Genomic DNA, 20,884 nt, shown 5'->3' on the forward strand with positions numbered 1-20,884 from the left:
GTATCCGGGATTTTTTTTATAGCTCCTTCAAAACAATCTTTTAAAATAACAATTCTTTCACTTGAATCTACTCTTTACAGAAAAGATCAATCGGAAATAAAAAGCAAGCATATTCCTCCTTACTGTTTTTTATTTGACTTTAGAAGATACTCTTCATATTTAAACTCTTGCCATCCTTGCCTAAGAATTTAAAAATCAGTACTTGATTAGTATGCCCGATTTTTTCTATGGAAAACTTAGCGTTAGTTATATTATGGTCTTCGTATACAAGCTTTCCATTCAAATCATACACAGATACAGATTTCAATATTTCACCTCTGGAATCTACATATAAACTGCCATTTTCTTCGTAAAGAAAGACATTTTCGGCAGTAAGCAAATGATCGTCAAGACTTAATGTTGTGTTATTATTGTTGATTCTAAGGATGTTATTCCTTCCTGTAAAATTACAGGAGTAAAAACTGCCTGCCATTATTATTTTCCCATCCGACTGCAAGGCTAGTGAAGAAGGATCACTAGATACATCTAAAAGGAGATTGTTGGAATTAAAATTTATACCATCTGAACTTCCATTTGCATTATGTCTTCTTATAAATCCTTGAGACTGACCTAAAACATTAGTCTCTGTACCAGCCACAACAATCTTACCATCCGGCTGGATAACTAATGCATTTATAGTATCATTATGGCTTAAGTTTCCAAAAGTAGTATCCTTGCTTCCGTTAGGATTCAACCTGAAAATTGATCCTACATACGCACCATTGTAAGTTTGCATTTGACCAGCTAGAAGAATTTTTCCATCGGGAAGCACTATTAGGGAATCTACATTGGCGTTGAGTCCGCTACCGACTAAAAAAGAAGTATCTACGCTTCCGTCAACATTCAATCTTGCTATTCCGTATTTTGCCACACCATTAATTGTACTGAATGTTCCACAAATGATAATTTTCCCATCGGGCTGTATGGCAATTTTTCCAGTAGCACCATTGGCTCCTGTTCCTATATCAAAGGTACTGTCTAAGGTACCATCAGGATTTAGCCTAACTATCCTGTTGCGGGCAATACCATTATAGGTAGTAAAAGTACCCGTAACAATTATTTTACCGTCTTCTTGCAGCGCGAGACCTGCAGATAAGCCACCTGTAAAACCGGTACCCACATCCCATGAAGCATCAAAGGATCCGTCTGCATTTAAACGGGCAATACCGTTTCGGCTAACACCGCCAACAGTTGTAAAATTACCATTTATAATGATTTTTCCATCGGACTGGACCTGAAACGTAAAAATACTTCCATTAATCAAGGAATTCGAATTAAACGATGTGTCTAATGAGCCATCAGCGTTGAGCTTTGCAATCCTATTTCTTACCACTCCGTTAAACAATCTAAAGTAACCAGCAATCAGTATCTTGTCATCAGGAAGTACTTTAGTTGTTGAAATACTGGAATCAGTCCCGCTACCAGCATTAAAAGACATATCGATGTTTCCATTTGAAAAAGAACGGGTTATCCTGCGTCTGGCTACATTATTATGAGTATCGAATAATCCGACAATAATAATATCAGTATTAGGCTGTACTGCAAAACTATAAACATAGCTATCAGTCCCTGTACGATTGAAAGAATTGTCAATGGAACCGCCAGCGTTTAAACGCACAAGATTGCTTGCCGTTAAGCTGCCATATTTGGCAAACAAGCCCCCGATTAGTATTTTACCATCCGGCTGAACGGTAATTCCAGATAAAACACCAGTATTATTAGTGCTATCCAGAAAAGAACTTGAAGCGAATGTCCCATCTAAAGTACCATCGGCATTTAATTTTGCCAAAAGTGGTTTATAAACATTATTATAACCGGTAAAATCACCAAGTATAAAAATTTTGTCATTGGACAAGACTTTTATTTTTCTTACATCATCATTAGCTCCATTTCCTGAATTAAAAGCAGTATCCAAACTACCGTCTGAATTTAGCCTGGCAATCCTATACTTTGTAACTTCTCCAACGGCAGTAAAAGAACCTCCAATGATCAGTTTCCCATTGGATTGAAAATCGACAGCATAGATCTGAAAGTTAGTTCCTTCAGAGTTAAAAGTCGTATCTAGTGCTCCATTAGCATCCACTCGGGTGATATTAGGATATGAGTTATTTGTAATTATTACTTTACCATCTGGCTGCAGGGCGACTGTATTAAGGGAAATCCAGCTTTCCTGACCAACAGTTACATTAAAAGTAGTATCTAAGGTACCGTCACTGTTAAGCCTGATTACGGTTCTTGTTTCATTTGTCCCATTGAAATTAACAATTATCCCTCCAATGATAATTTTACCATCCGGTTGGATTATAATAGCCTTGACTTCGGCAATTTCTGGCCCCAGGTTAAAGGAGGTATCGAATGTCCCATCAGCATTAAGACGGGCAAAGGATTTGCAAGGTTTTCCGTTATATTTCCTGAATACTCCTCCAATTAGAATTTTGCCATCTGACTGCACTACAACTTTGTGTATGTAAGTTGTTGGGTTTATAGCTTCATTAGAAGGGCCGAATCCATTTTCAAAACCAATATCATCAGGATTAAAGGTCTCATCAACGCTTACCTCTTGTGCCGTTACGGTCATGCTGACAAGAATAATAAAAAGAAACGAGTAGAGTAATTTTATCATTTGTATGTTTTGAGCAAATGTAATAAAATAAACGGCTAATTATCATCAAGATATCTCTTACTGTTATTTGCATGCGCAATAACTGTTACTGGTTTCAGAAGAGTTGCATTAGGATACTATTTCTTTTTCCTTATCATAAAAAAATCCCAGAAGCAATTCCGGGATTTTTTGTTTTAGTTTGGTTTCAGTAAAGTTTTCTTTGTCTAATTCCTTATTATTTATTTTCTTTTGTCTTGACACAAAAGAAACAAAAAGTCAAGCCTGCAAATTGAAAGCTTAAAAACTACCTTGAAACGCCGCTCCGCGCCCCGAACCGCTCGTCGTTCCTCCTCGTCTTTGCGGAACGCTGCCGCTTTGTTTCGGCGTTGTTTTTTACGCTTTTAATTTAAGGGCGATTCCTGCTTCGGAAGGGTGTTTAGTTGCTTAAAACTTTGTCTTTCTTCTGTTCTCTTTGTTCTATTTTCTTTTCACTTTTCATTGGTCTTGATACAAAGATGCTCGAACTTATAAAGCGGGTCTTACAACTTATAAGGCAAGTGCGAAATCTTCTATCGCAGACGCGAAATCTTACGATGCAGATGCTCCATCTTACAAAGCAAGTGCGAGATCTTCTTTTGCAGACGCGAAATCTTACAATGCATATGCTCCATCTTATAAAGCAGGTGCGAGATCTTCTTTTGCAGACGCGAAATCTTACGATGCATATGCTCCATCTTACAAAGCAGGTGCGAGATCTTCTTTTGCAGACGCGAAATCTTACAATGCATATGCTCCATCTTACAAAGCAGGTGCGAGATCTTCTTTTGCAGACGCGAAATCTTACGATGCATATGCTCCATCTTACAAAGCAGGTGCGAAATCTTCTTTTGCAGACGCGAAATCTTATAAAAAACTTACAAGATCAGTTGAGCCAGACTACAACTCTTTAAACATTTTAAACACTATTTTGCTTATTTGCCTGTATTGTGGACTGTTGGCTCCAAAGATACTTTTTGCATATAGCTTGACTTCTTTAGTTGTTTGTACTAAGCCTGTCGTTCCATCGTATAATTCCCTATTCCTCCTAATGAGTGCATTGCTGTATTGGGTATAGGCATCGGTCAGGTCATTATGGGTTCTTTTCATGGTTTCAAACACAAGTTGTAATGCGGCTAATTTCAATTCGTTTTCATTAGGATGATAGGACTGGCTCTGTTCCAGCACTTCAAGCAGGCTGGCAAAATGATCGATGAAACGACTATAGGATTGCTGGGAGGTGGAATACTTTCTAACCTCATCATCAGGGGCGTCGTCTTTGGTTTTTTTATAAATGGGCCCTTGGATTTTCCTGTTTATGACCTTAAGGTCGTCAATAATCAGTTTATCTGCTCCGGATACCATAAAAGCACTCAGGATTCTGGTAGATAAAGGCTTGAGGTTTTCAAATTCGATGCGTCTGTTGTTTGTAGCCAGATCAAAACTTGTCTTGTCTGCTTTTGCCTGATGCAATCTGTCGAATGCTCTTTGATGCTGGTTGACTAATGCGATAATCTTCAGGTTTTCTTTGGAAGGATTGTAAGCTGATCCATAACCTTGACAAAAGGAAATCAGGTTTTGGAAATTAAAAATGTTTTTGGCGTGACCCGTTTCGTTTACCGATCTTTTCTTTTTTGTGCTTTGCACTGTTACTTCTGCATTCATGTTTTTACTTTTTAAATTGTTAATAATGAGGCAATTTAAATTAAAAACGAACTATAATTCTTACATAAATTAATTCTTAGGAAAAACAATGAAGTGCAATTGGGTAGATTTAGTGAGAAACCATCATTCAAATTTGTTAGCTGTGTAGAACGTATCAGATAAATCTTTATATTAGTTTTTTTCTAACTTTAATTAATAAACTATGGGGAAATTTGTGATTACCAAAAGAAAAGACGGGGAGTTCCAATTCAATTTAAAAGCGGGTAATGGCCAAACAATCCTTGCCAGCGAAGGGTATTCGACCAAAGCCAATTGTGAAAACGGAATTGAATCTGTGAGGAAGAATTCGCAGGAGGATGACCGTTTTGAGAGAAAGACCTCATCGAATGATAAGTATTATTTCAATCTTAAAGCTTCAAATGGCCAAATCATAGGAACCAGTGAAATGTATGAAAGTGCTGCGGGCCGCGATAACGGAATTGAATCTGTAAAGACCAATGCTCCGGAGGCGACTGTGGAAGATTTGAGTTAATTTTTGGTATCTATACTAAAAAAGCGGCAAGTGATTTGCCGCTTTTTGTTTTTTTATTGGGTTGTGCTGGAAATATTAAATAATCTCCGACAGCACGGATTTATTTCTTAATAATCGGGAAATTTCTAGAACGCATTAATGCATCAGAAGTCGCATTTCTACCTCTGAATTTTTTATAGGCTTTTTCCTGATCGATGGTATTTCCGATACTGAACACATAACTGTATAACCTTTTGGCCACTGCTTTATCATACGGTCCTTTGCCTTCCGTGAAAGCTTCAAAGGCATCGGCACAAATTACATCGGCCCATAAATAACTGTAATATCCAGCGGCATAACCATCGCTTGAAAACAAATGCCCGAATTGCGGAATACGGTGACGCATTACTATTTCAGAAGGCATGTTTAATTTGGCCAGCGTTTCTTTTTCGAATTTATGAGGATCGACAACATCAGTTGTTAAGTGCAGTCTCATATCGACTAAAGAACTTGAAATCGTTTCCACGGTAGAAAACCCTTCGTTAAAATTAGCGGCCTTTTCGATACGTTCCACCAAAGACTGAGGCAATGGTTTTCCGGTTTGGTAATGAAGCGCAAATCTATTTAATACTTCAGGCGTAGGCAACCAACGTTCTAAGATCTGGGACGGGAATTCGACATAATCCCTCGCTACAGAAGTTCCTGACAAGCTCGGATAGGTCACATTAGAACACAAACCGTGCAAGGCGTGCCCGAACTCGTGAAACAAAGTGCTGGCGTCTTCCCAAGAAATCAAGACTGGTTCGTTAGCATTTCCTTTGATGAAATTACAATTATTAGACACAATCGTAATTACGTTACCATCGAGTTTTTGCTGGTCTCTATACGAATTCATCCAAGCACCCGAACGTTTACCCGCACGAGCATAAGGATCAAAATACCACAACCCTACCGGTTTTCCGGACAACCTGTTAGACACTTCCCAAACTCTTACGTCAGGATGGTACACCGGAACATCAGTCACTTGTTTGAAACTTAAATTAAATAATTCGCCGGCAACCCAAAACATTCCTTCGCGCAATTTCTCCAATTGCAGGTATTGTTTTACTTCGTTCTGATCTAAATCGTATTTGGCTTTGCGCACCTTTTCTGCATAATAGCGGTAATCCCATGGAGCAATTTTGAAATTTCCGCCTTCTGCGTCCACTAACTTTTGCATTTCAGCTACATCCTGGTGTACTTTCTCAACAGCCGGTTTCCATACCGATTCCATTAACTCCAATGTTTTTTCAGGGCTTTTTGCCATGGTATTAGACAAACTCCAATGCGCAAAAGAAGGGAAACCAAGTAGTTTTGCTTTTTCAGTACGAAGTTTCAGAATTTCTACAAGTGTTGCATTATTGTCATTAGCATTGCCGTTATCGCCGCGTTTCACAAAAATAGACCATGCTTTTTCTCTTAAATCCCTGCGGTTAGAGAACGTCAGGAATGGTTCAATAGACGAACGCGTGTTAGCAATACATCCCATGACATTGAGATTTCTTTCTTTGGCTTCAGCCATAGCAGCATTCTTAAGTTCGTTTGGCAAACCATCGAAGTCTTTTTCCGAAGTCAATTCGACATATTGGTTGTGTTCTTCCGCCAGTAAATTTTGGCTGAACTTTGTAAAAAGACCTGCTAAATCCTGATTGATTTTACCCACTTTCTCTTTGCTTACCTCATTTAACTTTGCTCCTTCCCTAACGAAATTAGTATAATACAGCCACACCAAACGTTGTTGTTCGCTGTTGAGTTTTTTCATTTCCGGGGAGTTGTATATCTTTTCGATTCGGGAAAATAATTTCTTGTTTTGAAAGATTTTATCGTTAAGTGCCGAAATTTTCGGACTCATTTCCGTTTCAATTGGCGCAAATTCAGGGCTGTTCATATTAGAACTGAAAATACCGTAAACAGCATAGATCCTGGCAAAAGCCTTACCTGTAAGTTCCAATGCAGCAACTGTATTAGTAAATGTTGGCGCTTTGGGATTATTAGCAATTACATCCGTTTCCTGTAATTTTTCCTGAATTGATGTTTCAACAGCGGCTTTAATATCTGAAACCTTATATTCATTGAAAGCAGGCACGCCACCATAGGGGCCAGACCATTTTTTAAGCAATGGATTTTCAGAATTCGTTTGCGCGTTACTGGCTAAAAAGGCTGAACTCATAATAAAAATGGATATTATTTTTTTCATATTTAGTTATTTTACCTCCAAAAGAAGTTTGTTTTTTTGACAACCAAATATAACCAAAAAATGCGAATCGGATTTAAAACATCAGTGCTGTCAATTGGGAAACAAATACAATTTAATTAGCCCGTATTGTTTATTTCAACTTAATTAACTTAAATTTGAGATCATTCTTTTGAAACCAAACCAGTATGTTTAAAACTAAAAAAGACACGGTCTATATTATTTTGGCCGGAATTTTTATTACCAATGCCATCGTAGCGGAACTTACAGGAGGAAAACTGATTCAAATTGGTCCATTTATTATGAGTATCGGTATTTTGCCTTGGCCAATCGTTTTTCTGACGACAGATATAATCAACGAACATTTTGGCCGTGAAGGAGTAAAAAGGCTGTCATTTATTACTGCTGGATTGATAGCATACTGCATTCTGATTCTTTATCTGGGCGTTCATATTCCTGCTATAAAAAGTACAGCAACAGTAACCGACGGTCAGTATTTTGCCGTTTTTGGGCAAGGTTTATTTATTATGGTCGCCAGTATCATTGCCTTTTTGGTTTCTCAAATCATTGATGTCAGCATTTTTTGGTTTCTAAGAAATAAAACAGGCAAAAAAATGATTTGGCTCCGAAGCACAGGTTCTACAATCATTTCTCAATTGTTTGACAGTTTCATTGTGACCGGGATTGCTTTTTGGGCCACAGGTAAAGTCTCCACGAGCCAATACCTCAATATGTCTATGTCAGGATATTCCTTTAAACTGATTATTGCCATCGTACTTACTCCGCTAATTTACCTTGGGCATTACCTTATTGGAAAATACCTTCAGGAGGAAACATTAAATTAAAAATTCTCTTTCCGGTTTAAAATAATTATTACATTTGTCTCACTTTAGGGGTGTCTGCAAAAGCAGGCTGAGATTTTACCCTCTGAACCTGATCTAGTTCATACTAGCGTAGGGAAAAGTAAGATGACTTCATTGTACGTATCCGTACCTATTGCAGCCATTCCTAAAGTATTTATACTAATTCAATAAGGAATGGAACTAAAAATCAACAATCAGATTAAACCCTTCGCACTTGACAGAATTACTGTTCAGGCATTACTCGATTTGGAAATACCCAACAGACAAAACGGCATTGCCGTAGCTGTTAATCAAAGTATAATTCCAAAATCCGATTGGAATTTGCATTACCTCAACGAAACAGACGATATCTTGATTATTTCAGCCACACAAGGCGGGTAATTCCAGAATACACAACTATTTAATCTCAAAAATTCAGCTTAAAAAACCCCAACAATGAGCACATCTGACACTCTTTCGACCACCCCTTTCCCTAATTCAAAAAAGATTTATATCGAAGGTGAAATACACCCGATAAAAGTCGCTATGCGGGAAATAACCTTGCATGATACCAAACTATCAAATGGTAAAATCGAAAAAAACCCACCAGTAACCGTTTATGATACTTCCGGTCCTTACACCGATATAGCGGTTGAAATTAACGTTAGAAAAGGATTGCCTAGAATTCGTGAACAATGGATTTTGGATCGTAATGATGTAGAAGAGCTCACTGAAATCACTTCCGAGTATGGGAAAAAACGCTTGAATGACGAAAAGCTGAATCATCTTCGCTTTGAATATTTACACAAACCCATGCGTGCCAAAAAAGGAGCGAATGTATCACAACTTTATTACGCCAAAAAAGGTATCATAACACCTGAAATGGAATACATTGCCATTCGTGAAAACCAGCGTATTGAACAATTGAATGGTGCTGCCAAAACAATGCAATGCCAACATCAAGGAAACAGTTTTGGAGCCAACACTCCTAAAAGCAAAATAACTCCTGAGTTTGTACGTAATGAAGTAGCTATGGGACGTGCCATTATCCCTAACAATATCAATCACCCAGAAAGCGAACCTATGATTGTAGGTCGTAACTTTCTGGTAAAAATTAATGCCAATATCGGGAACAGTGCCATAACGTCGAGCATTGAAGAAGAAGTAGAGAAAGCTGTTTGGGCTTGTCGCTGGGGAGCAGATACGATTATGGATCTATCCACCGGAAAAAACATACATGAAACCAGAGAATGGATTATCCGAAATTCTCCCGTACCAATAGGAACCGTACCTATATACCAAGCTTTGGAAAAAGTAAAGGGAATAGCAGAAGATCTAACTTGGGAAATTTTCCGTGACACGCTGATTGAACAGGCTGAACAAGGTGTTTCTTATTTTACCATTCACGCAGGTGTTTTATTGCGTTACATTCATTTAACTGCTGAACGTGTAACAGGAATTGTTTCCCGAGGTGGTTCGATTATGGCCAAATGGTGTCTTTTCCATCACAAAGAAAACTTTCTTTACACTCATTTTGAAGAGATTTGCGACATAATGAAACAGTATGATGTGGCTTTTTCACTGGGAGACGGTCTGCGTCCCGGTTCTATTGCCGATGCTAATGATGCTGCCCAATTTGCCGAACTGGAAACTTTAGGGGAACTTACCAAAATTGCATGGAAACACGATGTTCAGGTATTTATCGAAGGACCGGGTCACGTACCAATGCACATGATTAAAGAAAACATGGAAAAGCAATTGGAACATTGTGACGAAGCTCCTTTTTACACTTTGGGCCCATTAACAACCGATATTGCTCCGGGTTACGACCACATTACCTCAGCCATTGGAGCTGCCATGATTGGATGGTACGGCTGTGCAATGCTTTGTTATGTAACGCCAAAAGAACATCTTGGCTTGCCCAACAAAAAAGACGTAAAAGACGGAGTTATCACTTATAAAATTGCGGCTCATGCAGCTGATTTAGCCAAAGGACATCCGGGAGCCCAATACAGAGACAATGCCCTAAGCAAAGCCCGTTTCGAATTTCGCTGGGAAGACCAGTTCAATTTAGCTTTAGATCCTGATACCGCAAGAGAATTCCACGATGAAACCTTGCCGGCTAATGGCGCAAAAGTGGCGCATTTCTGTTCGATGTGCGGCCCTAAATTCTGCTCCATGAAGATTTCTCAGGAAATTCGTGATGTTGCCGAAGCAGAAAAAGGCATGCAGATAAAATCAGAAGAATTTATCGAATCAGGAAAAGAAATTTACTCCTAAACAAAGACTGATGATTGTTATTACCAATCCAACTCCTGTTGAAAACGAAATCAACATTATCCATTCCCTTTTTTCGGAAGGGCTGACATTGCTGCATATTCGCAAGCCTGATTATCCGGAAATAGAACTGAAACTGTTTTTATCGCAAATCGGATTAAAATTCAGGAATCGATTGGTTTTACATCAGCATCATCACTTGGCAAATGAGTTTAAAATTAACCGCCTGCATTTTTCAGAAAGCGACAGAGGAAAAAGAATTCCAAGCACTAACCGGATTTTAAACCCTTTCAGTCATAAAAAACTGATATTATCAACGTCAACTCATTCTATTGAAGATTTCAACACTTTGGACACCGTCTTCGAATATGCGTTTTTAAGCCCTGTCTTTTCAAGCATTTCAAAAAAGGACTATACTTCCAAACTGGATTTTTCAATGGAAATAAAATCGAGAACAAACCGCAAAACAAAGTTAGTTGCCCTTGGCGGGATTCAATTTGAAAATATTGAGCAGGCCATTGCTTTTGGCTTTGACAATGTAGCGCTTTTGGGCACCGTCTGGAACAGTAATAATCCAATAGAAAACTTTAAGTTATGTCAGCAAACCGTCCTTTCGCACTCACTATAGCCGGTTTCGACCCTTGCGGTGGCGCAGGGGTTTTGGCTGATGTAAAAACATTTGAACAACACCATGTTTACGGCTTGGCCATCAACACAGGCAATACAATTCAGACAGAAAACAAATTCCGCGAAATACAGTGGACTGATTTGGATTTTGTGTTGCGTTCGATAGAAACACTATTTAAGAGTTACAACATAAAAGCAGTTAAAATAGGTATTGTTCCTTCACTGGAATATCTAAAAAATATAGTGTCAGAAATAAAAAAACGTTCTCCAGACACAAAAATTATCTGGGATACGGTTTTAAAATCAAGTACCGAATTCTCTTTTCTCAATATTGAAAATCAATTGGTTTTAATTGAGATTTTAAAAGAAATAGACTTAATTACGCCCAATTACAATGAAATTTTAAAGCTCAATCCTTTTGGAAATTCAGCTGAAGAAATCGCACTGGCTTTTGCAGAAAACTGTTCTGTACTGCTTAAAGGCGGACACAATACGAAAGAACCAGGCACTGATTATTTGTATACAAAAAATGAAAAACTGCAATTACAACCCAACTCGAAAGCCGTTTTTGAGAAACACGGTTCAGGGTGTGTTTTATCATCTGCAATTACAGCCAATATGGCTCTGGGTCAAGACCTAAATTCATCTTGTAAAAACGCAAAAAAATATGTAGAAAATTACTTAAACTCTAATTCATCTTTAATAGGATATCATCATGTATAACAAATTACAATACGTTTCTCAGGGAAACACCGTAGAAGAACAATTATACAACATCCATCAAGCATTGGACAACGGTTGCGATTGGATTCAATTGCGGTTTAAGGACAGTACTTCCCTTGAGATGTTTACTTTGGCGGAAGCCATAAAAATACTTTGTGAAGAATATTTAGCCACTTTCATCATCAACGACAATGTGCATCTGGCACAGCAATTAGTTGCCGATGGTGTTCATTTAGGGCTTAGTGATATGAAAATAGCAGAAGCCCGAATGCTTTTGGGAAGCACCAAAATTATTGGAGGCACGGCCAACACTTTTGAAGATATTATTTTACATGCCAATCAAAACTGTGATTATATAGGATTGGGACCGTTCCGATTTACGGAAACCAAAGAAAGACTGAGCCCTGTTTTAGGATTGGAAGGTTACCAAAGTATTCTTCAAAAAATGCAGCAGCAAAACATCTCGTTGCCTGTTTATGCCATTGGCGGAATACAGCTGGACGATGTTGAAAGCCTTATTGATTGCGGAGTTCACGGAATTGCTATTTCCGGACTGATTACTACACATCCGAAGCAACGGGAATTGATTATTCAACTCAACGAAAAATTATATGTCAACATTTAAAATTGCCGATACGGTTTTTAATTCCCGATTGTTTTTAGGAACGGGGAAATTCGGTTCCAACCAGCAAATGGAGGCTGCTGTTCTGGCTTCAGAAAGCGAATTAGTTACAGTTGCTCTAAAACGCGTGGATTTAGAAACCGAAACCGATGCGATTCTGTCACACCTGCAACATCCTCATATTCATTTACTACCTAATACATCAGGAGCAAGAAATGCAAAAGAAGCTGTTTTTGCTGCACAATTGGCAAGAGAAGCTTTGGAAACCAACTGGCTTAAACTTGAAATTCATCCCGATCCGAAATACTTGATGCCTGATGCCGTAGAAACACTAAAAGCAACGGAAGAATTAGCAAAATTAGGATTCATTGTTTTGCCATACATTCACGCCGACCCTGTTTTATGCAAGCGATTGGAAGATGTTGGAACAGCCGCGGTAATGCCTTTAGGATCTCCTATCGGAAGCAATAAAGGATTAAAAACCATCGATTTTCTGGAAATTATTATCGAGCAAAGCAAAGTCCCTGTGATTATCGACGCCGGAATTGGTTCTCCGTCAGACGCTGCCAAAGCAATGGAACTGGGTGCCGATGCCGTTTTGGTAAACACTGCTATTGCCGTAGCCGGAAATCCGAAATTAATGGCTGAAGCATTTCGTGAAGCCGTCATAGCAGGAAGAAAAGCCTACGAAGCACAATTGGCAAACATGGCAAATACAGCAATGGCATCGAGCCCATTAACTGCTTTCTTATATGAGTAACCTATCATTTCAACATAATTAAATGAGCACTTTCAAATCGGTTTTTGAGCGTTATGACTGGGACACTATTCAAACCAAAATATACCAAATAACTCCAGCAGAAGTTGAAAGAGCTTTGGCTAAAAAAGCAAGAAATCTCGATGATTTTTTGGCTTTAATTTCTCCTGCGGCACAGTCTTATCTGGAACAAATGGCACAAATGAGCCATCAGTTGACCAAAAAACGCTTTGGAAAAACCATCCAAATGTATGCTCCTATGTACTTGAGTAACGAATGCCAAAACATTTGTACCTATTGCGGCTTTAGCCTGGATAATAAAATCAAACGAAAAACACTTACCGAAGGTGAAATCACACAAGAATCTGAAGCGCTGAAAAAACTTGGATTTGATCATGTTTTATTAGTAACTGGGGAAGCGAATTATACCGTTAACACTCCTTATTTTCTGAAAACAATTCAGCAGATAAAAAATGATTTTTCCAATATTTCGGTGGAAGTGCAACCACTTTCTACAGAAGAATACGAACAATTGCACGAAGCCGGAGTGTATTCAGTATTAGTGTATCAGGAAACCTACCATAGAGAGGTGTACAAAGAATACCATCCAAAAGGAAAAAAATCCAATTTTGATTTCCGTCTGGAAACACCGGACAGGGTCGGAATGGCAGGAATTCACAAAATAGGCCTGGGTGTTTTGCTTGGCTTGGAAGATTGGCGTACCGATAGTTTTTTTAATGCATTGCATTTGGATTATCTTCAAAAAACCTATTGGCAAAGCAAATATTCCGTATCCTTTCCGCGTTTACGTCCGGCTGAAGGTATTATTGAACCTAATTTTATCATGGATGACACTGATTTACTGCAACTGATTTGCGCTTATCGGATCTGGAATGAAGACTTGGAAATATCTATCTCGACAAGAGAAAACGAAAAATTCAGAAACAATATAATCCCAATTGGCGTGACTTCGATGAGTGCCGGTTCCAAAACAAATCCGGGCGGTTATGTGGTCGACACAGAATCATTGGAACAATTTGAAACCAGCGATGAACGTTCAGCATCAGAAATTTCGGCGATAATTTCAAATGCCGGTTACCAAGCTGTCTGGAAAGATTGGGATAAAATTTTTAGCCCTATTTAAATGATTACCATACCCGATTTTTTACGATACAACCGTCAGATGATGCTGCCTGAAATTGGCGAAGACGGACAGGAAAAACTCAAAAAAGCAAAAGCCTTACTAATCGGCGCTGGCGGTTTGGGCTGCCCTATCCTACAATATCTCGCGACAGCAGGAGTTGGAACTATTGGCATCGTTGATTTTGACACCATCGAATTGCATAATCTGCACCGTCAAATCCTATATACCGAAAATCAAGTCGGACAAGCTAAAGTTGTTACAGCCAAATCGGTTTTAGAGACCCTGAATCCGTTAGTTACTTTTATTGCTTTTGAAGAAAAATTAACCTCCGAAAATGCAGCATCCATCCTGCAGGATTTTGATATAATTGTAGACGGTTGCGATAATTTCACCACCCGTTATTTGGTGAATGACACCTGTGTAAGATTAAATAAAACTTTAGTTTACGGAAGCCTACTGAAATTTGAAGGACATGTTGCAGTTTTCAACCATAAAGGCTCTAAAAACCTGCGTGATTTATTTCCGGAACCTCCCAATCCCGATGATGTTCCCAATTGTAATTTGAATGGTGTTATGGGAACACTGCCTGGAATCATAGGTACAATGATGGCGCATGAAACACTGAAACTGATTATAGAATTACCCGTTTTGAAAAACGAATTGGTTATTTTTGATACGTTGAAGTGGCATTTCACAAAATTGAAATTTTAGAAAATTAAAAATGCGTTTTTCAATAATCAGAGAATATCTCTATATTTGCAGTGCAAAAAAACAACAAAACTCCTAATGAAGTACAAAAGAATTCTTTTAAAATTAAGTGGTGAAGCGCTAATGGGTGATCGTCAATACGGTATCGACCCAAAGAGATTAGGCGAATATGCAGAGGAAATAAAACAAATTCACGAATTAGGTGTTGAAATCGCCATTGTAATTGGAGGCGGGAATATTTTCAGAGGAGTGGCCGGAGCCAGCAATGGCATGGACAGAGTACAAGGAGATTACATGGGAATGCTGGCAACCGTAATTAACGGAATGGCGTTACAAGGTGCTCTGGAAGAAAAAGGTATGCTGACCCGACTTCAGACAGCCTTAAAAATTGAAGCAATTGCAGAACCTTATATCAAAAGAAGAGCAGTTAGACATTTGGAAAAAAACAGAATTGTAATTTTTGGAGCCGGAACTGGAAATCCATATTTTACAACTGATACCGCAGCTGTTTTAAGAGGCGTGGAAGTAAATGCAGATGTAATTCTAAAAGGAACACGTGTAGATGGTATTTACAATGCAGATCCTGAAAAAGACAAAGACGCTGTAAAATTTGATTACATTTCATTCGAAGATGTCTTGAGAAAAGGATTGAATGTTATGGACACCACCGCTTTCACATTAAGCCAGGAAAACAAATTGCCAATCATTGTTTTTGACATGAACAAAGAAGGAAACCTGCTTAAGATTTGCAAAGGAGAAAACGTAGGAACAGTAGTTAATATATAATATAGTACTTTTGGGTTTATCGGAATTTTAGAAAAGCATCTGAGAAATCTAAAGATCTACAAACTAACAATCTAAACAATGACTGAAGAAATTAATTTTATATTGGACAGCACAAAAGAATCGATGGAAGGTTCTATTGCCCATTTAGAAAAAGAATTTTTAAATATTCGTGCCGGAAAAGCGTCGCCTCAAATGATTGGCGGTGTTTTTGTAGATTATTACGGTTCGCAAACACCTATATCGCAAGTGGCTAATGTAAACGTTCCTGATGCAAGAACAATTACAATTCAACCCTACGAAAAAAGCATGTTGCAGCCGATAGAAAAAGCTATTATGATAGCTAATATTGGCTTTAACCCGATGAATAATGGTGATTTAATCATTATCAGCGTTCCGCCATTGACGGAAGAAAGAAGAAAGGATTTGGTAAAACAAGCCAAAGCAGAGGCAGAAGATGCGAAAATTGGTATTCGAAATTCTCGTAAAGACGCCAATACAGATATTAAAAAATTAGAAAAGGAAGGAACTTCTGAAGACATTTGTAAAACGGCTGAAGAAAGTGTTCAGAAATTAACAGATAGCTTTATTAAGAGAATTGAAGATCATTTGGCCGTAAAAGAAGCCGAAATCTTGAAAGTCTAATTCTATTTTTCATAAAAAAATATTAAAATCCGCCTTGTTATCAGAACTTGACGGATTTTTTTATTTAATAAATCTATATTTGTAGTAATCTTTCTTCAAAACAGATTGCTACCCAATGGTTTTAAAAAAACTATTTCTTCTTACACTACTTTTTTTTTCGCTCATAGCACCACATGCCATAGCGCAGGTAAAAACCATTTCTGCTGACAGCATCATCAAAAAAGCAGTTTTTAACAGAGCTCAAAACAGTCTTTCTGCTTTTGAATTTACAGCCTACAATAAACTTATAGTAACTGCAAATCCGGATTTGATCGAAGGAAGTATAGATTCTGTTTTTACAACCAAAAGAAACAAGAAAATATTCTCAAAAATTGACTCGTCAGATTGTGTCTTCAAAAAAATAATCACAAAACAGCATCTGTACGTTACAGAGAAAATTTCAAAATTCAGGTATTCAGACAAAACTTTAAAAGAAACCATTCTTGCTACCAGAATGGCAGGACTAGAACAACCTATTTTCGAGTATTTTTCGCTACAGTTACAACCTTTTTCCCTTTACGACGATAAATATTCGCTGGTTGAAAAAGACTACCTGAGTCCTATTTCAAAAAAAGGTCCGAGTCAATACAATTATACTTTCTTAGAAACCGTTTTACTGGAAAACAGGCCAGTTCACAAGATAGCTTTTTCTCCAAAAAAGAAAACAAGAACGGGAAAACTGGAAGGTGTTTTATACCTTGATTCTGAAGAACTGAGTGTTGCGAAAGCCGAACTGAAAATTAATGGTTTGCTACGAGTCAAATCGAATCATGAATTCAAATTCAATCCTATTACCAAAAATTGGTTCCCTTCGAAAACCAGCTTAATCATCAAAAAAGGAAACAGTACTGTCCCAATTAAGATTTTCGGGGAAACCATTACCTTTGAAGGAACCAATCCCAAACTGAATCCCAACGGAAAAAAATACGCTTCCGATTTTATCGAAATACAATCCAATTCGACTTATTACGAACCAAGATTCAATCAATACTTCAAACTAAAGCATCGAGATATTGCCATTGAAATAAATGAAACCGCTATTTCTAAAAAAGAAAATCTCTGGTATACCTATTTTAATGATTCTACCGATGTAAGAAGCAATCCTACCTATGTTTCGCTGGACAGTTTAGTCGAAAAAAGGAAGATTGAAAACAAAATCCGTATTGGAAGAAAGGTCATAAAAGGCTACTATCCTATCGGGTTTTTTGATGTTGATTTGCGTTATCTGCTTCGGTACAACAACTACGAAGGTTTCCGACTTGGTCTTGGCGGAATTACAAACGATAAGCTTTCAAAAATCTTCAAAATGGAAGGCTATTATGCTTATGGAACGAAAGACGGTATTTTTAAAGGATTTATTTCCAATGCATTGCGACTTAACAATCACACAGAAACCTGGCTAGGCGTTTCCTACCGGGATGATGTAACCGAAATAGCAAATTCCAACCTTGAAATTGACAAACGGACATTTAAAATTTACGACCCAAGACCTTTTAATATCAGTACTTTTTACAACCATGTCACTTGGCGCGGATTTATAGAAACCAAATTTATCCCTAAAACAGAAAGCATCTGGCAAATCACTCATAGTTATATTGCACCGAAGTTTAATTATCAATTCGAATATAAAGACCAATTATATACTGATTTCAGGGCAACGGTTGTTACTGCTTCAATACAATGGAATCCCTTCAGTAAATACATGCAGACGCCAAACGGTAGAATTGAAATCGATAAGAAATTCCCGAAATTTACTTTTCAATTTTCAAAAACCTTACCTAAACTTTGGAAAAACAGCTTTGATTTCGGAAAAGTAGATGTCCGTTTTGACTATCAGAAAAAATTCAATTCCAATCATAAATTATCTTTTCTTTTTGAAGGCGGCTATGCTTTTGGAGACATTCCAATCACGCATATTTATAATCATTCCCCAAATAATTTAACCAAAGATAAAATCCTTCAGAGACTCACTTTTGCGGGAAAAGACAGTTTTGAAACGATGTATTTCAATGAGTTTTTCTCCAATAAATATGCTTTTTTCGAATTAGAGCATCAATTCCCGAAATGGATTATCAGCCAAAAGATAAAGCCTGTATTTTCTATTGCCACTAAATATGGCGTTGGAAAATTAGACAATGAATCACAACATAAAAACATCGAATTTAAATCCCTTGAGAAAGGATTTATGGAATCCGGATTTGAATTAAACCAAATATACAAAGGATTAGGATTAGTTGCTTTTTACAGATACGGCCCAAATCACCTTCCTCATTTTGAAGACAATATTGCCATAAAACTCAGCGTAAAAATAGACTTAGGGTTTAATAATTAATACCGAAGGCAGATTACTCAACCATACACTTTGTGAATCTACTAATTTTTTCCAGCTGTCTAAACTGATAACCATTAAATCCTGCTTGATTAAGAATGCCTTTTGTACCAGACTTTCGTTTACCAGCGTAATATTGTCCGGATAATCTTTTTGCAAAGCCTGAATCGCATTTTTGATCAGGAAGTTACTTCCAAATTGATTATTAACATCTATAATATTGATTTTTGAATTGTTATTAAATACAAACTTCTGAATATAATCTACCAGAAAAGCATCTTCAACAGTAAAAAAAGGCACAAAAACCTTATCTGTATTATGTAAATCATTATCTACTAAAATCCCAAGAGGCGTTTTATTCTTAGCAATAATCTGACGGGTTCTTTCATCAAAAATAGAATTAACAAACAATCCTTCTTTACCTGTAATTTTGTCCAATAATCTGTCCGGGTTAATAATCCTGGTTGTAAATCCTAAAACTTTCCCCAATAATGTCCCTTCAAATATAGATTTACCCAAACCAACCAACAGCAAATCATATTCCCCTTGATTAGCTACTTCAGCAATATCATTTTCGATATCTACAGTTGCTTTAAAAATAGTACTGATTTTCTGGTTGAGTATTTTAGATTCCTCGACAATAGGGACAAACGTCTCCTTTTCGTATTCTTCAAGGTTATAGGCATGCATTTCATCACTCACTGATAAGTGCATGGCAGTAATACTGGAAACATCTTTTTGCTTTTTGACTAAACTGTTAGCCAAACGAAGCAACGATTTTCCTTTCTCATAATTCCCAAATGAAATAAGGATTTTGTATTTATGCATTTCCACAATATCATCAGGCACAACTGATTCTTTCGTTTTAAATACGTGATTGATTAAATCAATAGCTGGCCCAGTCATAAAAGTGGTAACTAATGCCATGATAACCATCATCGTAAAAACTTCAGACGTCAGAACCCCTAAATCGTACCCAATATTCAACACTACCAGTTCCATTAAACCACGAGTATTCATTAAGGCACCAATCGTTAAACTGTCTTTCCAATTCTGACCGACAAATTTTGCAGCTAACGCACTACCAACAAACTTCCCAACTACGGCAACAAGAATAATACATCCGGTAATTTTCCATAAATAAGGATCATTAATCAAACCGATTTCTGTTCGTAATCCGGTAAAAACAAAAAACAACGGAAGCAGTAAAATAACAGATACATCTTCTACTTTTTCTATAAAAACATTTCTGAATTTCGTAATATCAGGCATAATTGCACCTGCCATAAAAGCACCAAAAAGTGCATGGATACCTATAATTTCAGTCGCATAAGACGACATAATAAGCGTTAAGAAAAATATAGCGACAACCGGTTTGCTTAAATTATCATTATTCGAATATAAATCACCAATACGTTTTAAGAATGGTTTTACCAGATAAAGCATCGTCACAACATATAAGGCCGCCATTCCGATAATATAGAGCGAACTTACGAATGAACCCGCCTTAACAATAGCAATAACAGCTGCCAGCAAACACCATGCGGTAATATCATCTGCGGCAGCACAAGTAATTACAATAGTACCCAATCTTGTTTTATGGATACCTCTTTCCTGTACTATTCTGGCCAGAACTGGAAAAGCAGTAATACTCATCGCAATTCCCATGAAAAGACTAAAAGATAAAAATTCTACTCCTTCAGGTGCAAATTTGTGGTACACGTAGTACGCCAGAATAATCCCCAAGGTAAATGGAAAAACAATACTGGCATGGCTGATTACAACCGCTTCATTGGCCTTGTTTTTGAGGACTTTCAAATCCAGTTCCATACCAATTATAAACATAAAAAGAATCAAACCGATCTGACTCAGAAATTGCAGATTTCCCAAAGATTCTACAGGAAATAAACCAGCTGAAAATTCCGGAAAATACATTCCGACTAAAGAAGGACCCAGAAAAATTCCTGCAATAATTTCGCCTATTACGGATGGTTGTCCAATTTTTTTGAAAATCCAGCCAAAAAAACGGGCTACAATAATTATCGTAATGATTTGTGCCAGCAATATGGCCAGAGGATGTTGTAAATTGTGAAAAAGAGATTCTAAGAACTGACCCCACTGTGTGTGTTTTGTCGATGGAGTTACAATTTTTCTGCCTATTTCCAGACTTTTCCCTTGTCCGACAATCCAATACATTAAAGCCGTAAAACCTCCTGTTACGGTAAAATAAAACAATGCATTTTTTAATTTTTTCATGAGAAAAGAGCAAAATTCACTTACAAAGATGACAAAATAACTATTC

17 protein-coding genes and 1 riboswitch are annotated in these 20,884 nt (G+C 37.4%); of the genes, 13 read left to right on the forward strand and 4 right to left on the reverse strand.

Annotated features, from left to right (window positions below; translation table 11 throughout):
• Positions 1-139: 139 nt before the first annotated feature.
• The gene (locus ACRDEC_RS05010; RefSeq protein ID WP_431497232.1) at positions 140-2,662 is read right to left on the reverse strand and encodes a hypothetical protein; all 2,523 of its coding nucleotides are present in this window, start codon (positions 2,660-2,662) and stop codon (positions 140-142) included.
• 915 nt (positions 2,663-3,577) lie between these two features.
• A complete protein-coding gene (locus ACRDEC_RS05015) occupies positions 3,578-4,342 on the reverse strand; it encodes a hypothetical protein (protein WP_431497233.1) in 765 nt (254 codons plus the stop codon).
• A 202-nt stretch (positions 4,343-4,544) separates the two neighbouring features.
• Between ACRDEC_RS05015 and ACRDEC_RS05020 the strand changes: the two genes are divergently transcribed.
• The gene (locus ACRDEC_RS05020; RefSeq protein WP_431497234.1) at positions 4,545-4,874 is read left to right on the forward strand and encodes a YegP family protein; all 330 of its coding nucleotides are present in this window, start codon (positions 4,545-4,547) and stop codon (positions 4,872-4,874) included.
• Between the two features lie 100 nt (positions 4,875-4,974).
• Here the strand turns inward: ACRDEC_RS05020 and ACRDEC_RS05025 are convergent, their stop codons facing one another.
• Positions 4,975-7,089: a M3 family metallopeptidase gene (locus ACRDEC_RS05025; RefSeq protein ID WP_431497235.1), complete on the reverse strand. Its 2,115-nt coding sequence runs from the start codon at positions 7,087-7,089 to the stop codon at positions 4,975-4,977.
• Between the two features lie 185 nt (positions 7,090-7,274).
• On the opposite strand from ACRDEC_RS05025, the gene ACRDEC_RS05030 reads away from it, so the two are divergent.
• The 12 genes from ACRDEC_RS05030 (at position 7,275) to ACRDEC_RS05085 (ending at position 18,585) form a co-directional block, all read left to right on the forward strand.
• Entirely contained in the window at positions 7,275-7,931 is a 657-nt protein-coding gene (locus ACRDEC_RS05030) for a queuosine precursor transporter (RefSeq protein ID WP_431497236.1), read from the forward strand.
• A gap of 36 nt (positions 7,932-7,967) precedes the next feature.
• Positions 7,968-8,063, forward strand: a riboswitch (TPP riboswitch).
• A 60-nt stretch (positions 8,064-8,123) separates the two neighbouring features.
• Positions 8,124-8,330, forward strand: coding sequence for a sulfur carrier protein ThiS (gene thiS, locus ACRDEC_RS05035; RefSeq protein ID WP_431497237.1), 207 nt, complete (start codon positions 8,124-8,126; stop codon positions 8,328-8,330).
• Between the two features lie 54 nt (positions 8,331-8,384).
• Entirely contained in the window at positions 8,385-10,208 is a 1,824-nt protein-coding gene (gene thiC, locus ACRDEC_RS05040; protein WP_431497238.1) for a phosphomethylpyrimidine synthase ThiC, read from the forward strand.
• A gap of 10 nt (positions 10,209-10,218) precedes the next feature.
• Positions 10,219-10,833: a thiamine phosphate synthase gene (locus ACRDEC_RS05045; protein ID WP_431497239.1), complete on the forward strand. Its 615-nt coding sequence runs from the start codon at positions 10,219-10,221 to the stop codon at positions 10,831-10,833.
• Entirely contained in the window at positions 10,800-11,555 is a 756-nt protein-coding gene (locus tag ACRDEC_RS05050; RefSeq protein WP_431497240.1) for a hydroxymethylpyrimidine/phosphomethylpyrimidine kinase, read from the forward strand. The genes ACRDEC_RS05045 and ACRDEC_RS05050 overlap by 34 nt, the downstream gene beginning before the upstream one ends.
• Positions 11,548-12,180 (forward strand): thiamine phosphate synthase, encoded by a 633-nt coding sequence (locus ACRDEC_RS05055; RefSeq protein ID WP_431497241.1) that lies wholly within the window; start codon positions 11,548-11,550, stop codon positions 12,178-12,180. Before ACRDEC_RS05050 ends, ACRDEC_RS05055 begins: the two co-directional genes overlap by 8 nt.
• Positions 12,167-12,937 carry a thiazole synthase gene (locus ACRDEC_RS05060; protein WP_431497242.1) on the forward strand — a complete coding sequence of 257 codons (771 nt, stop codon included), beginning with the start codon at positions 12,167-12,169 and terminating at the stop codon, positions 12,935-12,937. Before ACRDEC_RS05055 ends, ACRDEC_RS05060 begins: the two co-directional genes overlap by 14 nt.
• 22 nt (positions 12,938-12,959) lie before the next feature.
• The gene (gene thiH, locus ACRDEC_RS05065) at positions 12,960-14,078 is read left to right on the forward strand and encodes a 2-iminoacetate synthase ThiH (RefSeq protein WP_431497243.1); all 1,119 of its coding nucleotides are present in this window, start codon (positions 12,960-12,962) and stop codon (positions 14,076-14,078) included.
• Positions 14,079-14,789: a HesA/MoeB/ThiF family protein gene (locus tag ACRDEC_RS05070; RefSeq protein ID WP_431497244.1), complete on the forward strand. Its 711-nt coding sequence runs from the start codon at positions 14,079-14,081 to the stop codon at positions 14,787-14,789.
• A gap of 75 nt (positions 14,790-14,864) precedes the next feature.
• Positions 14,865-15,572 (forward strand): UMP kinase, encoded by a 708-nt coding sequence (gene pyrH, locus ACRDEC_RS05075; protein WP_431497245.1) that lies wholly within the window; start codon positions 14,865-14,867, stop codon positions 15,570-15,572.
• 78 nt (positions 15,573-15,650) lie between these two features.
• Positions 15,651-16,214 (forward strand): ribosome recycling factor, encoded by a 564-nt coding sequence (frr, locus tag ACRDEC_RS05080; protein WP_431497246.1) that lies wholly within the window; start codon positions 15,651-15,653, stop codon positions 16,212-16,214.
• 115 nt (positions 16,215-16,329) lie between these two features.
• Positions 16,330-18,585 carry a DUF5686 family protein gene (locus tag ACRDEC_RS05085; protein ID WP_431497247.1) on the forward strand — a complete coding sequence of 752 codons (2,256 nt, stop codon included), beginning with the start codon at positions 16,330-16,332 and terminating at the stop codon, positions 18,583-18,585.
• Here the strand turns inward: ACRDEC_RS05085 and ACRDEC_RS05090 are convergent.
• Entirely contained in the window at positions 18,568-20,838 is a 2,271-nt protein-coding gene (locus tag ACRDEC_RS05090; RefSeq protein ID WP_431497248.1) for a cation:proton antiporter, read from the reverse strand. The genes ACRDEC_RS05085 and ACRDEC_RS05090 overlap by 18 nt on opposite strands.
• Between the last annotated feature and the right edge of the window lie 46 nt (positions 20,839-20,884).

Origin of the sequence: Flavobacterium sp., from assembly GCF_050696275.1 — a bacterium.
Lineage (GTDB): Bacteria > Bacteroidota > Bacteroidia > Flavobacteriales > Flavobacteriaceae > Flavobacterium.

Excerpts from the sequence above, each read along its gene's own strand:
- ACRDEC_RS05090 (WP_431497248.1), bottom strand. The coding sequence starts at position 20,838 with ATGAAAAAATTAAAAAATGCATTGTTTTATTTTACCGTAACAGGAGGT.
- ACRDEC_RS05045 (WP_431497239.1), top strand. The coding sequence starts at position 10,219 with ATGATTGTTATTACCAATCCAACTCCTGTTGAAAACGAAATCAACATT.
- pyrH (WP_431497245.1), top strand. The coding sequence starts at position 14,865 with ATGAAGTACAAAAGAATTCTTTTAAAATTAAGTGGTGAAGCGCTAATG.
- thiH (WP_431497243.1), top strand. The coding sequence starts at position 12,960 with ATGAGCACTTTCAAATCGGTTTTTGAGCGTTATGACTGGGACACTATT.
- thiS (WP_431497237.1), top strand. The coding sequence starts at position 8,124 with ATGGAACTAAAAATCAACAATCAGATTAAACCCTTCGCACTTGACAGA.
- ACRDEC_RS05060 (WP_431497242.1), top strand. The coding sequence starts at position 12,167 with ATGTCAACATTTAAAATTGCCGATACGGTTTTTAATTCCCGATTGTTT.
- thiC (WP_431497238.1), top strand. The coding sequence starts at position 8,385 with ATGAGCACATCTGACACTCTTTCGACCACCCCTTTCCCTAATTCAAAA.
- ACRDEC_RS05030 (WP_431497236.1), top strand. The coding sequence starts at position 7,275 with ATGTTTAAAACTAAAAAAGACACGGTCTATATTATTTTGGCCGGAATT.
- ACRDEC_RS05015 (WP_431497233.1), bottom strand. The coding sequence starts at position 4,342 with ATGAATGCAGAAGTAACAGTGCAAAGCACAAAAAAGAAAAGATCGGTA.
- ACRDEC_RS05050 (WP_431497240.1), top strand. The coding sequence starts at position 10,800 with ATGTCAGCAAACCGTCCTTTCGCACTCACTATAGCCGGTTTCGACCCT.
- frr (WP_431497246.1), top strand. The coding sequence starts at position 15,651 with ATGACTGAAGAAATTAATTTTATATTGGACAGCACAAAAGAATCGATG.
- ACRDEC_RS05025 (WP_431497235.1), bottom strand. The coding sequence starts at position 7,089 with ATGAAAAAAATAATATCCATTTTTATTATGAGTTCAGCCTTTTTAGCC.
- ACRDEC_RS05020 (WP_431497234.1), top strand. The coding sequence starts at position 4,545 with ATGGGGAAATTTGTGATTACCAAAAGAAAAGACGGGGAGTTCCAATTC.
- ACRDEC_RS05085 (WP_431497247.1), top strand. The coding sequence starts at position 16,330 with ATGGTTTTAAAAAAACTATTTCTTCTTACACTACTTTTTTTTTCGCTC.
- ACRDEC_RS05070 (WP_431497244.1), top strand. The coding sequence starts at position 14,079 with ATGATTACCATACCCGATTTTTTACGATACAACCGTCAGATGATGCTG.
- ACRDEC_RS05055 (WP_431497241.1), top strand. The coding sequence starts at position 11,548 with ATGTATAACAAATTACAATACGTTTCTCAGGGAAACACCGTAGAAGAA.
- ACRDEC_RS05010 (WP_431497232.1), bottom strand. The coding sequence starts at position 2,662 with ATGATAAAATTACTCTACTCGTTTCTTTTTATTATTCTTGTCAGCATG.